We start from the raw sequence: 12341 nt of genomic DNA, 5'->3' as shown, positions 1-12341 counted from the left end.
CGGGACTCAGCCGCCCAGTGCGGCCCACCAGTGCGCGTAGGATTGCCACGCCGCCGTTCCCGGCACCACGTGCATCAGCAGGAAATTCAGCGCGAACACCGCGGCGACGAACCCGAACACGCGGCGCCCGCGCGGCGCCGCGCGATCGAACACGATCAGCACCGCCAGGATCGCGAACGTCAGCGCATAGCCGCCCCACGACGGATTGAAGCGCGCACCTTCCGGCAGCAACGCCAGCATCAGGCGGGCGGCCGCGGGATCGATCATCACCAGCGCGGTGGCGACCATGTAGCGCGCGTGCAGGGCCGGTTCGCGGCGGTGGACGATGGCCAGGCCCCAGAACAGGGCCAGCATCAGCGACGCCGCGGTGCCCAGGTACAGCAGCATCGACTGCAGGCCGAACATCTCCGGCGGGGCGGCCGCGATCCGCAGGTGCGACAGCCACAGGGCGGTCAGCAGCACACCGGGCATCACGCCATAGGAGAACTGCCCCACCTGCCGGTGCAGCGCCATGCGTCGCGTGCGGATCAGCCAGGGCTGCACCAGCAGCATCGCCACCCAGGCCAGCATCAGGCCGGCATGCAGGTGGGTGACCGCATCGGCCAGGCCCAGGCGGCTGAAATAGGTCTTCCAGAAGCCCATGCCCACCAGGGCCAGCAGGGCCCACATCCATACGCCACTGCCGATGCCCCACAGGCCCGGCCGGCGCGGTACCGCGCCCGTTGCAGAAACCGCCATCACGCCACCTTCGTCTTGATCGTGGCAGGTTGAACGCCCCCGTTGGCGGGCACCGGCCAGCCGCCTGTCGAATTCCGCCCGCCCCGTTCGTCGTGTTCAGGAAGGCGTCATCCCGGCGCCGTGATTCCGGAGGTTTCCCATGCCGTACATCGATGGTTTCGTGGCCGCCGTGCCCACCGCCAACAAGCAGAAGTTCATCGACCACGCCAACCTCGGCGACCCCGTGTTCATCGAACAGGGCGCGACACGCGTGGTCGAGTGCTGGGAGGACGACGTGCCCGACGGCAAGGTCACCGACTTCCGCAGGACCGTGCAGGCCAAGCCCGACGAAAGCGTGGTGTTCTCCTGGATCGAGTGGCCCGACAAGGCCACGCGCGATGCCGGCATGAAGAAGATGATGGACGACCCGCGCATGTCGCCGGAGAACAACCCGATGCCGTTCGACGGCAAGCGGCTGATCTACGGCGGCTTCGTGCCGACGGTAACGCTGGGCCCGGAGGGCGCACCGTCGTCGTACGTGGATGGCTTCATCCTCGCGGCGCCATCGAACGGCAAGGAGGCGTTCACCGATTTCGCCAACACGTTCGACGCGATCTTCATGGAGTACGGCGCCGCCCGCATCATCGAGGCCTGGGGCGACGACGTGACGCATGGCAAGCAGACGGACTTCTTCCGCGCCGTGCAGGCCAAGGACGACGAGAACGTGGCGTTCTCGTGGGTCGAGTGGCCGGACAAGGCAGCGCGCGATGCCGGCACGAAGAAGGTGATGGAAGACCCGCGCATGGATCCGTCGAACAAGGACAACCCGCCGATGCCGTTCGATGGCCAACGCATGGTCTATGGCGGCTTCACGCCCGTCGTGGAACTGCGCGGCTGAGCACGACACGTCCGGTGCGCTACTGTGGTGGCGCGCCGGATCGCGGCGACGAAGCGGAGGCCGGACATGACCCGGACAGGCGGTTGCCGATGCGGCGCGGTGCGCTACACCCTCGACGCGGAACCGTTCGCCGTGCGGCTGTGCTGGTGCCGCGACTGCCAGTACTGGACCACGGGCAACGCGGCGGTGAACCTCCTGGTCCCGCGCACCGCCGTGCGGGTGGAAGGCGGGCTGGACGGCTGGGACAGCGTGGCCGACAGCGGCCACCATATGCGGCGTTCGTTCTGCCCACGCTGCGGCACGCCGATCTTCAGCGAGGCGCGCGAGAACACCGAACGCATGGTGATCCGCGTCGGCACGCTCGACGATGCCACCGGCATCGTGCCGACCACCGTCATCTGGACCGACTCGGCGCCGGCGTGGGCGACCATCGACCCCGCGCTGCAGGCGTTCCCGCGGCAACCGTGAGTCAGTCGTCCTGCGGTCGTGGACGACCCGGAATCCGTCGCCGCGGCGCCTGCGCTTCGCGCGCGTCCATCTCGCGCACGCGACGCCCGGCGTCGCGCACGAGATCGGGCAGCAGGTGCGTTTCCGGCAGGTGCTTCCAGTACTTCTGCGGCATCTCCTGCCGCATCATCCGCGTATTGAGGCGCGCCGGGTTGAAGATGTTGGCGTAGTACGTGCGCCACAACGCATCTTCGGCATCGTCGGCCGGGGCATCCGAACGTTGGGCGCCCTCGCCCGCCCAGAGATGCCCGCCATCCCACTGCACGCTGCGATACGGCGTGAGGATGGCCCAGCGCATGCCGGCGAAACGGCGCATGAAGAACGGCGCCACCCGATCGACGATGTAGTGGTCCGGCTCGAACCAGGCGATGTAGGCATTGTCTTCGCCCTCGACCTGGCGGAAGCGCACGAACGCCTTCATCTTGTGGCTGTCGCGGCGCACGGCCTGGGACCAGCGCGTCGCCCGGTGCACATCGGCATCCGTGGCGCGGTCCAGCAACGCACGTTCGCCGTGGCCGATGCGCCACAGCAGGCGATACAGCAACGCGTGCCGCCCGGGATCGCGATGGCAGAGCACCGATGCCGCGAACGCCATGAACTCCGCCGGTACCGACAAGCCCTGGCGGCGCGTCGGTTGTTCGGTGACCGCAGCGCTGGCGAGCAGTTCGCCTTGCGCATCCGCCTGCCATTCCACGGCGTCCGGCGGCAGCTCGGCCTCCCAGGCGTGGCGCGCCTGCATTCGCCAGGCATCCAGGTCCCAGGCCGGCATGACGGTGGCGCGAAACATCGTGTGCGTCAGCCGAACAGATCGGCCTGGCGCGGCGCCGGGGCGAGTTCGCGACGCAGGCGTACCGGATCGTCCAGCCGCTGGCGCGGATGGTGGTCGAGCAGCACGACGAACGGCAGCAGCTTCTGCAGCGGCGCACGCAGGCGCGCAAGATCGGCCACGCGCAGCCCGCCCTGGCGGCGCGAATCGACGATGCGCTGCACGTTGCGCGCGCCGAGGCCGGGCACGCGCAGCAGCATCTCGCGCGGCGCCGTGTTGAGGTCGACGGGAAATCGCTCGGGATGGCGCAACGCCCACGCCAGCTTGGGATCGATGTCCAGGTCGAGCATGCCGTCCTGCCCGGCCGAGTCGTCGACGATCTCCTTCACGTCGAACCCGTAGAACCGCAGCAACCAGTCGGCCTGGTAGAGGCGGTGCTCGCGCAGCAGCGGTGGCGCGCGCAGCGGCAACCGGGTGGAGGCATCCGGAATGGGACTGAAGGCCGAGTAGTACACGCGGCGCATGCGGAACTGGCGGTACAGCGCGTCGCTGCTGACCAGGATGGCGCGATCGTCCGCGGCATCGGCGCCGACGATCATCTGCGTGCTCTGGCCGGCCGGTGCGAACGACGGCGGCCGACGACGTTTCGGCTGGGCTTCCTGCTTGCTCGGCTTGGCCGCCAGGATGCGCGCATGCAGTTCGCCCATGGCGGCGCGAATGCCTGGCGCGTCTTTCTGCGGCGCGAGTTGCTTCAGGCCCGCCTCGGTGGGCAGCTCGACATTGATGCTCAGGCGGTCGGCGTACCGACCCGCTGCGGCCAGCAGCTCGGGGGACGCCTCGGGAATGGTCTTGAGGTGGATGTAGCCGGCGAAGCGATGGTCCTCGCGCAGGCTGCGGGCGACTTCCACCAGCTGCTCCATCGTGTAATCGCCGTTGCGGATGATGCCGCTGGAGAGGAACAGCCCCTCGATGTAGTTGCGCTTGTAGAACTCCAGCGTCAGCCGGACCACCTCGGCCGTGGCGAAGCGCGCGCGGGGCACGTTGCTGGACACGCGGTTGACGCAGTACGCGCAGTCGTAGAGGCAGAAGTTGGTCAGCAGGATCTTCAGCAACGACACGCAGCGCCCGTCCGGCGTGTACGAATGGCAGATGCCCATGCCCTCGGTGCTGCCGATGCCGCCCTTGCCCAGCGAATGCCGCTTGCCCGCGCCACTGGACGCGCACGACGCGTCGTACTTGGCCGCATCGGCGAGGATCGCCAACTTGTCTTTCAATTGCATGCGGCCATTCTAGCGGCCGCCATCTCCACGCATGAGACAGCGTGTCGCCGATGGATATTCATCAACGTGATGGACGCGCTCACGCTGGCGTGAAGACGCCGCCCGCACCGCATGGATGTGCGCGGACAGCCTGGATCGACCATCCGACGATCGACGCCCTCGTTTGCACGCAGAAGGTTCGCAACACGCTTGCGGAAACGTAATTCGCACCACGCATGTGCGCTGCGCACAAAGCGTATGGAAGAACGCGAATTACCTTCGCGTCACCACGTACCGGCGTGTGACAAGAACCACACTTCAGCCTGTTTGCCGCCGCCTAAGGTTCAAGACGGCATCGCGAGGGTTCATCCGCATGCCGAGCGAGGGCCACCTTTTCCACCACACTTTGTTAGGGGCGCGACACATGGGCAAGAGAGCGGAACCGTACGCACGAATGACCCGGGCGCCATTGGCGTCCGCCGTGAAATGGGCCTTGGCTGCCGCGACGCTGATGGGCAGCAGCACCGCCGCCGCGCAGTCGACCGGGACACCACCCGAACCGACGCCTGCGCCCGCCACCACCGAAGCCACCACACTGGATACCGTGTCCGTCCTGGGCAGCCGTGGCCAACCGCGCACCGTCTCCTCGTCGGCCGTCCCGATCGACATCATCGGCGCCGAGGAATTCCGCAACCAGGGCGCCACCGACGCGCTCGACCAGCTGCGCGTGCTGGTGCCGTCGTTCAACGTCAGCACCATCCCGATCGACGATGCGGCGAGCCTGATCCGTCCCGCCAACCTGCGCGGACTGCCGCCGGACAACACGCTGGTGCTGGTGAACGGCAAGCGCTTCCACCGCTCCGCCGTGATCACCTTCCTGGGCCACGGCCTGTCCGACGGCTCGCAAGGTCCCGATCTTTCCGTCTTCCCGTCGCTCGCGCTGGAACAGGTGGAAGTGCTGCGCGATGGCGCAGCCGCGCAGTACGGCTCCGACGCCATCGCGGGCGTCGTCAACTTCGGGCTGAAGAAGATCAGCGAAGGCGGCGCGTTCGAAGCCTTCGCCGGCCAGTACTACGAGGGCGATGGCTTCACCACGCAGTACTCGGCGCAGATCGGCCTGCCGCTCACCGCGCGCGGTTATGCGACGCTGACCGCCGAATGGCGCCAGGCCGACGACACCTCGCGCAGCGTGCAGCGCAACGATGCCGCCGCCGCGATCGCCGCGGGCTATCCCGGCGTACCGGTGCCGGCGCAGATCTGGGGTTCGCCGAAGGTGGACGACGATCTGAAATTCGTCGCCAACCTCGGCATCACCGGCGACAGCGTGGACGTGTATCTGTTCGGCAACTATGCGCAGCGCGAAGTCGATGGCGGCTTCTATTTCCGCGACCCGACCGCGCGTTCCGGCGTGTACTCCAACGATGGCGGCGACACGCTGCTGATCGGCGACACCACCGGTGCCGGCGGCTGCCCGACCATCGCCCTGCGCGACGGCGCCGGCAACCCGATCCCGTACAGCACGGTCAGTGCGGCGGTCGCGGCGCTGCCTTCCAACTGCTTCACCTTCCTGTCCACGCTGCCGGGCGGCTTCACCCCGCGCTTCGGCGGCAGCCTGGAGGACATCTCGGTGGTCGGCGGCGTCAAGGGCACCTGGGGCAATGCCTGGCATTGGGATGCCAGCGTGACCTACGGCCGCAACGACATCGACTTCGTCATCTACAACACCGTCAACGCCTCGCTCGGCGCCGCCCAGCCCGCAGGCCTGCGCTTCAGTCCGGGCGGCAACACCCAGACCGAGAAGGGCGTGAACTTCGACGTCGGCCGCGACATCGAAACCTCGTTCACCGCCGACCCGCTGCGCCTCTCGGCCGGCGCGGAATGGCGCGAGGAAAGCTTCGAGGTCAAGCAAGGCGACGGACCTTCCACCGCCATCGGGCCGCTGACGCAGCAGGGCTTCGCGCTGGGCTCGAACGGCTTCAACGGCTTCAACCCGCGCACCGCCGGCGAATGGGATCGCCGCAACTGGGCGGTCTACCTGGACCTGGAGGCGCAGTTCACCGAACAGTTCCTGCTCGCGGCGGCCGTACGCCGCGAGGACTTCGACGACTTCGGCAGCACCACCAACGGCAAGCTGACCGGCCGTTTCGACATCAGCGATGCCTTCGCCCTGCGCGGCGCCATCAACACCGGCTTCCGCGCACCGACGCCGGGCCAGGCGAACATCAGCCAGATCACGACCGCATTCGAAGGCAATGCGCTGATCGACATCGCAACCTTGCCGCCGACCAATCCCATCGCCCAGCTGAAGGGTTCGCGCGCACTGACGCCGGAAGAATCCAAGAGCGCGTCGCTGGGCCTGGTATGGAGCAGCGGCGACTGGCTGGTGACCGTGGACGGTTACCGCATCGAAGTCGAGGACCGCATCGCGCTCAGCACCAGCTTCGAACTGACCGACGCCGAGCGCGCGGCGCTGGTGGCGTCGGGGAACCCCGAGGCGGCGTCGCTCAACTCGGTCACCTACTTCGGCAATGCGTTCGACACCACCACCACCGGCGTGGACCTGGTGGCCAGCGTGGAGACCGACCACTTCGGCGGCACGACCACCTATTCGCTCGCGGCGAACTGGAACAAGACCAAGGTGGACCGCTATGACCCGAACTTCATCAACGAAGCCCGCGTCTACAAGATCGAAGAGTCGCTGCCGAAGACCAAGGGCTACCTCAGCATCAACCACCAGCGGGAGGTCTTCCACGCCAACCTGCGCCTGGGCTACTACGGCTCCTGGTACGAGGATCACCTGGACAGCGGTGCGATCACCGTCGAAGAAGGTGGCCTGCCGATCTATGGAGACAGCAGAGTGATCGTGGATGCCGAGGTGGGCTGGAAGTTCGCCTCCGGTCTGTACGTCAACGTCGGGGCGCAGAACCTGTTCGACGAAACCCCGGACGACAACCCCTGGGGTGCGTCGGTCGCGGGTGCGGCCTACCCCGTGCACTCGCCGTACGGCTTCAACGGCGGCTTCTACTACGCGCGCGTGGGCTGGAAGTTCTGATCGCCATCGCCGGTGCCCGTCGCGGGCACCGGCGCTTCACGCGTCGGCGGCGCACCGCATCCGTCACTTCGCCACCGGATGCAGGCGTGCCAGCGCCACCTCCAGATCATGCCGACGGAAAGGCTTGGCGAGCACGGGCACGTCGGCGTAGTGCGCGGGCAGGCCCTCCTGGCCGTAGCCGGTGGTGAACAGGAACGGGATGCCGCGCGCGCGCAGCGCTTCCGCCACGGGGAACGACGGGGTGCCGGCCAGGTTCACGTCCACCACGGCCACGTCGGGTGCGATGGCGGACAGGTTCGCCAGCGCATCCGCCACGGAACCCGCACTCGCCAGCACCGTGTAGCCCATCTCCGGCAGCAGGTCTTCGAGCAGCATCAGCAGCAGCGATTCGTCTTCGACGACGAAGACGCCGGGCGGCGACGCACCCGGACTCATGGCGCGATCTCGCGCGCCAGCGGCACGTGGATGCGGCATACGACGCCCATGGGCGCGAAGTCGAGGCCGACCTCTCCGCCGAGATCGTGCCGCAGGCCGCGCTCGATCAGTCGCGAGCCGAAGCCGCGCCGCGTGGGCGGCGTCACCGGCGGCCCACCCCGTTCTTCCCAGCGCAGCGCAAGGTGGCGCGCCGTCCCCACGCCGTCGCAGGTCCAGCGGATGACCACGCGACCGTCCTGGGCGGAGAGTGCGCCGTACTTCATCGCGTTCGTGCACAGCTCGTGCAGCGCCATCGTCAGCGCCAGGGCGCGCTGCGGATCCAGGTCCACGGCAGGGCCCTGGATCTCGAACCGGTCCGTATCCTGCTGCACGCACGGGGCGATCGCGGCGCGCACGATGTCGTCCAGCGATGCGCCCTCCCAGCGCTTGCGCGTCAGCATGTCGTGCGCATGCGACAGCGCATGCAGGCGCACCTCGAACCGGTCCGCCGCGAGCGCGGCATCGTCGCAATCGCGCAAGGTCTGCAGCGCCATCGACTGCACGATGGCCAGCGTGTTCTTGACCCGGTGGTTGAGCTCGTTCACCAGCAGGCGCTGGTGCTCGTCGTGCCGGCGGCGTTCACTGATGTCGGTGGCCGCACCGAACCACTCGGTCACCCTGCCGTCCACGTGGCGGATGGGCACGGCACGCGAAGACACCCAGGCCCACGCGCCATCCTCGCGCGCCACGCGGTGCTCGGCGTGGAAGGTGTCCTGCGAGGCCTGCGCTTCGGCGATGGCGCGTTCCACCAGGGGCCGGTCTTCGGGATGCAGGTACGTGGTGAGCCAGTCCGGCGGCAGGATGCCGGGATTGCCCACCAGCGCGCTGCCGCCGACGATCTGCACCTGCGTCCAGTCCGGGCTGCAGCGGTAGATCAGGTCGGACGTGGCGTTGACCATCGCGCTCAGGCGCTCCTCGCTCTTGCGTTGCGCTTCTTCGAGCTCCTTGCGGTCGGTGACATCGCGGGTGGTGCCGGCGACGGCCTCGACCTCGCCGTCCGGTCCGATCACCGGCACCATGAGGTAGTCGTAGATGCGCCGCCCCTGCGTGCCGTTGAACGGCACGTCGCCGCGCACCGGTTCGCGCGTGGCCACCACCTGGTCGATCTCGCGGTCGTGCATCTCGGCGTGCCAGGGCTCGTAACCCAGCTCGAGGCAGGTCTTGCCGATGGCCTCGTCCCAGGTGCGGCCCCACATCGCCAGCAGGGCGGGATTGGCGTAGGTGAAACGATGCTGCAGGTCGAAGATGTAGACCAGATCCGGCGTGGCCCGCAGGATCGTTTCGTACAGCCTGACCCGATGCTCGGCGGTGGATCGGGGGCCGTGCGCCGCCACGGAATCGTCCACGTCCAGGTTCCCGATGCCGGGCCCGCCCGGCGACGACCCACCATATCGCCGGGTCGTGTGGGCGCCCCGTGAAACCGGATGCGCCCGGACAGCGCCGCTACAGCTTGAACAACGGCTGCAGCCGGCGCGCCAGCCAGCCGGGGAAACGCAGCGGGGCATCAAGCGCGGATACGCAGATGCAGGCCGTGCCGGGCACGGTGACCGGCTGGTGTTCGACATCGCTGTCCAGGTCGGCCGCATCGCCGGGCGCGAAGTGGCCCAACGCATCGTGGTACGCGCCGCGCAGGATCTGGGTCAGCTCGGTGCCGCCGTGGCTGTGCACCGGCATGCTGCGGCCGGGACCGATCTTGAGCATCAGCAAGGTACCGCTCGTCGTCCCGCGGGCGCGGATGCAATGCACGCCGGGCGCCATCCAGCGCCACTTCAGGGCGCGGTAGGACGCCCCGAAGTACGGATGCAACGGCGCAGGCAGGCGGTCATCGTCTTCGTAGGGCGCGGCCTTGGGCATCGGCGCGACGGGCGGCGGCAGCGGTGCGTCCAGGTGCTCGAGCATGGCGGCGCGCAAGCCGGCCAGGCGCGCCGTCGCAGGCAGCGCCGGCTGCTGGTACTCGACCAGTTGCCCGCCGATGCGCTCGGCCTCCTGCAGGCGCGCGCGGCAATGCGCGCAGGTTTCCAGGTGGGTGGCGGCGACGACCGCCACTTCCACGGCCAATGCGCCGGCCGCGTAGCTGACCACGGTGGACGGATCGAGATGATGGTGCGGATTCACGGCTGCCCCCTTACCTGGCCCTGCAGGCGCAGGAACGCGCGCCGCAGGTGCGACTTCACCGTGCCCAGCGGCATGTCGAGTTCATCGGAAATTTCCTGGTGGCTCTTGGCTTCGAAATACGACATGCGCATCAGGCGCGCCTGGATGGCCGGCAGTTCGTCGATGCGACGCCGCAGGTCCACGTGCTCGGCATAGTCCTCGGCGGTGGAGAACGGCCGCGCGAGATCCTCGTCGCTCACCGCGTCCCCTTCCTCCAGCACCTGCACCCAGCCGGGCTCGCGCCGCACGCGGTCGATGTGCAGGTTGCGGCCGATGCGGAACAGCCAGGTCGACACCGCGCCCTGGTGCGGGTCGTACATCGCGGCGCGTTGCCACAACCGCAGCAGGGCTTCCTGCGCGAGATCCTCGGCGACCGTCTCCGCGTTGCCCAGGCCGCGCAGGTACAGGCAGAGCCGCGGCATGAAGTGGTCGTACAGCCGCAGGAAGCTGGCGCGGTCGCGCAGCCGCGCGACCGCGACCATGTCGCCGGCCCAGTCGTGGGCATCCCGCGGTGAAGGCGTAGGCGTGGACACCGGCCAGGTCGTCCCGGGGGACGACGGTCTCCTTGTGAAGTCGGACGGCATGGTAAGCCAGGGGTCCCGTTGCGGCACGTGATGGCGGCGTCTACGCGAGAGGAGGCGACTTGGATGCAGCGTCACCTGCATCCACTCCGCCGGCGCGCACGTAAAGCCCGCCGTGACCCGGAAAGGAGCCGCCATGCCCGCACGCCACACCCTGTTGGGCCTCGCCCTCGCCTGCCTGGCGGTCCCTGCCGGCGCCAATGCGGACATCCTGCGCCAGGAAGCCCGGGCCTATGCGCGGAAGGGCGATACGCTGCTGTACCGCGAATCGCACTGGCGCTACCGGCAGGACGGACTCGCCCACCGGCTGGTGCTCTACCGCTGCCCCGACGGCCGCGCCTTCGCGCGCAAGACCGTCGTGGAGCGCGCGTCGGCACAGGCGCCGGACTTCGATTTCGAGGACGCCCGCGATGGCTACCGCGAAGGCGTGCGCAGCGGTCCCCGCGGTCGCAGCGTCTACGTACGCACCTCGGCCGATGCGACGACGCGGGAGCGCGCCATCGCGCTGCCAGCCGGGGGCGTCATCGATGCAGGCTTCGATGCGAGCGTCCGCCTGCACTGGGACGCGTTGCGCGCGGGCCGCGAGGTGGACCAACCCTTCCTGCTGCCCAGCCGCATGGCCTATGTCCCGGTGAGCCTGCGCCCGGGCGCCGCCGTGCGCTGGCAAGGCATTCCCGCGCAACGCCTGACGATGCGCCTGGACCGCTGGTACGGCTTCATCGCGCCGACCATGCAACTGACCTATGCCGACGCGGACCAGCGGCTGCTCGAATTCGCCGGCATCGCGACCATTCGCGACGCGGCGGGCAAACACCAGGATGTACGCATCGTGTTCCCCGATCCGCCCACGCCGGCCGGCGCCGACGCCCTGCGCCAGGCCCGTGCGACGCCGCTGGTGCGTACCTGCGGACGATGAGCGCATCGCCTGCATCCGATCGCCGTCGCCCTGCGTAAGCCCCCTCAACGCAGCGGAGAGACCGTCATGTCGGCCAGTGCTTCCCCCACCCGCGCGACGGCAACGCGCCTGTCCACGCTGTCGCGCTGGTTCGACACCGAGGCACGCGCGGTCGAAGACGCCGCGCAGGCCGGGCGCATCGACTGGCTGCGCGCGATCCCCTTCATCGGCATGCACCTGGCCTGCGTGGCCGTGCTGTGGGTCGGCGTATCGTCCACCGCCGTGATCGTGGCGGTGGTGCTGTATGCCGTGCGCATGTTCGCGATCACCGGGTTCTATCACCGCTACTTCTCCCACCGCACATTCCGCACCTCGCGCGCGGTGCAGTTCGTGTTCGCGCTGATCGGCGCCTCCAGCGTGCAGCGGGGTCCGCTGTGGTGGGCCGCGCACCATCGCAATCACCACCGGCACGCCGATACCGCCGCCGATCCGCACTCGCCCAGCCAGCACGGCTTCTGGTGGAGCCATGCGGGCTGGTTCCTGACCCGGGGCGGCTTCCGCACCGACTGGGCACGCATCCCGGACCTGGCCGGCTATCCGGAACTGCGCTGGCTGGACCGCTACGACACCGTCGTGCCCGTGCTGCTGGCGGCCGCCCTGTTCGGCATCGGCGCGCTGCTGGAGCGGCTGGCGCCGGGCCTCGGCACCAGCGGCCCGCAGTTGCTGGTGTGGGGGTTCTTCATCTCCACCGTGATGCTGTTCCACGCCACCGTCACGATCAACTCGCTGGCGCACCGCTTCGGCCGCCGCCGTTTCGATACCCGCGACGACAGCCGCAACAATCTCTGGCTGGCGCTGCTGACCTTCGGCGAGGGCTGGCACAACAACCATCATTTCTTCCCGGGCACCGCGCGCCAGGGCTTCCGCTGGTGGGAAATCGACCTGACCTGGTACGGACTGCGCACGCTGGCGCTGCTGGGGCTGGTGCGCGATCTGAAACCGGTGCCCGCGTGGGTGCTGGCCAAGGCGAGGCGCTGA

At 68.9% G+C, this 12341-nt stretch carries 10 protein-coding genes and 4 pseudogenes; 6 read left to right on the top strand and 8 right to left on the bottom strand.

Annotated elements, in window-relative coordinates; genetic code table 11:
* Nucleotides 1-6: 6 nt before the first annotated feature.
* On the bottom strand, nt 7-738 hold the full coding sequence (locus tag ASD72_RS05390; protein ID WP_155944484.1) for a hypothetical protein: 732 nt from the start codon (nt 736-738) through the stop codon (nt 7-9).
* Nucleotides 739-877: 139 nt separating this feature from the next.
* On the opposite strand from ASD72_RS05390, the pseudogene ASD72_RS21440 reads away from it, so the two are divergent.
* The 3 genes and pseudogenes from ASD72_RS21440 to ASD72_RS05380 all read left to right on the top strand — a co-directional run.
* A pseudogene (locus tag ASD72_RS21440) lies at nt 878-1231 on the top strand (DUF1428 domain-containing protein); the annotation flags it as partial.
* Complete coding sequence (locus ASD72_RS21290; RefSeq protein WP_235577946.1) at nt 1226-1615, top strand: DUF1428 domain-containing protein; 390 nt, start codon at nt 1226-1228, stop codon at nt 1613-1615. The pseudogene ASD72_RS21440 and the gene ASD72_RS21290, both read left to right, overlap by 6 nt.
* Before the next feature lie 66 nt (nt 1616-1681).
* Nucleotides 1682-2083: a GFA family protein gene (locus tag ASD72_RS05380; RefSeq protein ID WP_056878915.1), complete on the top strand. Its 402-nt coding sequence runs from the start codon at nt 1682-1684 to the stop codon at nt 2081-2083.
* A 28-nt stretch (nt 2084-2111) separates the two neighbouring features.
* On the opposite strand, the pseudogene ASD72_RS05375 reads toward ASD72_RS05380, so the two are convergent.
* A pseudogene (locus ASD72_RS05375) lies at nt 2112-2909 on the bottom strand (TIGR03915 family putative DNA repair protein); the annotation flags it as partial.
* Nucleotides 2910-2917: 8 nt separating this feature from the next.
* On the bottom strand, nt 2918-4168 hold the full coding sequence (locus ASD72_RS05370; RefSeq protein WP_056878913.1) for a putative DNA modification/repair radical SAM protein: 1251 nt from the start codon (nt 4166-4168) through the stop codon (nt 2918-2920).
* Between the two features lie 460 nt (nt 4169-4628).
* Here ASD72_RS05370 and ASD72_RS05365 point away from each other — a divergent pair, with 460 nt between their 5' ends.
* Nucleotides 4629-7199 (top strand): TonB-dependent receptor, encoded by a 2571-nt coding sequence (locus tag ASD72_RS05365; protein WP_235577942.1) that lies wholly within the window; start codon nt 4629-4631, stop codon nt 7197-7199.
* Between the two features lie 63 nt (nt 7200-7262).
* Here the strand turns inward: ASD72_RS05365 and ASD72_RS05360 are convergent, their stop codons facing one another.
* The 5 genes and pseudogenes from ASD72_RS05360 to ASD72_RS05345 all read right to left on the bottom strand — a co-directional run bounded on the left by ASD72_RS05360 (nt 7263) and on the right by ASD72_RS05345 (nt 10309).
* Nucleotides 7263-7634 carry a response regulator gene (locus ASD72_RS05360; protein WP_056878911.1) on the bottom strand — a complete coding sequence of 124 codons (372 nt, stop codon included), beginning with the start codon at nt 7632-7634 and terminating at the stop codon, nt 7263-7265.
* A pseudogene (locus ASD72_RS21435) lies at nt 7631-8452 on the bottom strand (HWE histidine kinase domain-containing protein); the annotation flags it as partial. The pseudogene ASD72_RS21435 and the gene ASD72_RS05360, both read right to left, overlap by 4 nt.
* Nucleotides 8453-8614: 162 nt before the next feature.
* Nucleotides 8615-9007: pseudogene (locus tag ASD72_RS21430) on the bottom strand (PAS domain-containing protein); the annotation flags it as partial.
* A gap of 109 nt (nt 9008-9116) precedes the next feature.
* A complete protein-coding gene (locus ASD72_RS05350) occupies nt 9117-9788 on the bottom strand; it encodes a ChrR family anti-sigma-E factor (RefSeq protein ID WP_056878910.1) in 672 nt (223 codons plus the stop codon).
* Nucleotides 9785-10309: a sigma-70 family RNA polymerase sigma factor gene (locus ASD72_RS05345; protein ID WP_056878909.1), complete on the bottom strand. Its 525-nt coding sequence runs from the start codon at nt 10307-10309 to the stop codon at nt 9785-9787. The genes ASD72_RS05350 and ASD72_RS05345 overlap by 4 nt, the downstream gene beginning before the upstream one ends.
* 235 nt (nt 10310-10544) lie before the next feature.
* Here ASD72_RS05345 and ASD72_RS05340 point away from each other — a divergent pair, with 235 nt between their 5' ends.
* Both ASD72_RS05340 and ASD72_RS05335 read left to right on the top strand, forming a co-directional pair.
* The gene (locus tag ASD72_RS05340) at nt 10545-11324 is read left to right on the top strand and encodes a hypothetical protein (RefSeq protein WP_056878908.1); all 780 of its coding nucleotides are present in this window, start codon (nt 10545-10547) and stop codon (nt 11322-11324) included.
* A gap of 66 nt (nt 11325-11390) precedes the next feature.
* Complete coding sequence (locus tag ASD72_RS05335; RefSeq protein ID WP_056878907.1) at nt 11391-12341, top strand: acyl-CoA desaturase; 951 nt, start codon at nt 11391-11393, stop codon at nt 12339-12341.

Origin of the sequence: Pseudoxanthomonas sp. Root630 (genome assembly GCF_001427585.1) — a bacterium.
In the GTDB taxonomy this organism is placed as follows: Bacteria; Pseudomonadota; Gammaproteobacteria; order Xanthomonadales; family Xanthomonadaceae; genus Pseudoxanthomonas_A.
The sequence above is the reverse complement of the archived record's forward strand: the minus strand, read 5'-3'. Positions and strand labels throughout refer to the sequence as shown.

What these genes read in the sequence shown, in the direction of transcription:
- ASD72_RS05360 (WP_056878911.1), bottom strand. Translation starts at nt 7,634, where the DNA reads ATGAGTCCGGGTGCGTCGCCGCCCGGCGTCTTCGTCGTCGAAGACGAA.
- ASD72_RS05370 (WP_056878913.1), bottom strand. Translation starts at nt 4,168, where the DNA reads ATGCAATTGAAAGACAAGTTGGCGATCCTCGCCGATGCGGCCAAGTAC.
- ASD72_RS05390 (WP_155944484.1), bottom strand. Translation starts at nt 738, where the DNA reads ATGGCGGTTTCTGCAACGGGCGCGGTACCGCGCCGGCCGGGCCTGTGG.
- ASD72_RS05340 (WP_056878908.1), top strand. Translation starts at nt 10,545, where the DNA reads ATGCCCGCACGCCACACCCTGTTGGGCCTCGCCCTCGCCTGCCTGGCG.
- ASD72_RS05380 (WP_056878915.1), top strand. Translation starts at nt 1,682, where the DNA reads ATGACCCGGACAGGCGGTTGCCGATGCGGCGCGGTGCGCTACACCCTC.
- ASD72_RS05335 (WP_056878907.1), top strand. Translation starts at nt 11,391, where the DNA reads ATGTCGGCCAGTGCTTCCCCCACCCGCGCGACGGCAACGCGCCTGTCC.
- ASD72_RS05345 (WP_056878909.1), bottom strand. Translation starts at nt 10,309, where the DNA reads ATGGTCGCGGTCGCGCGGCTGCGCGACCGCGCCAGCTTCCTGCGGCTG.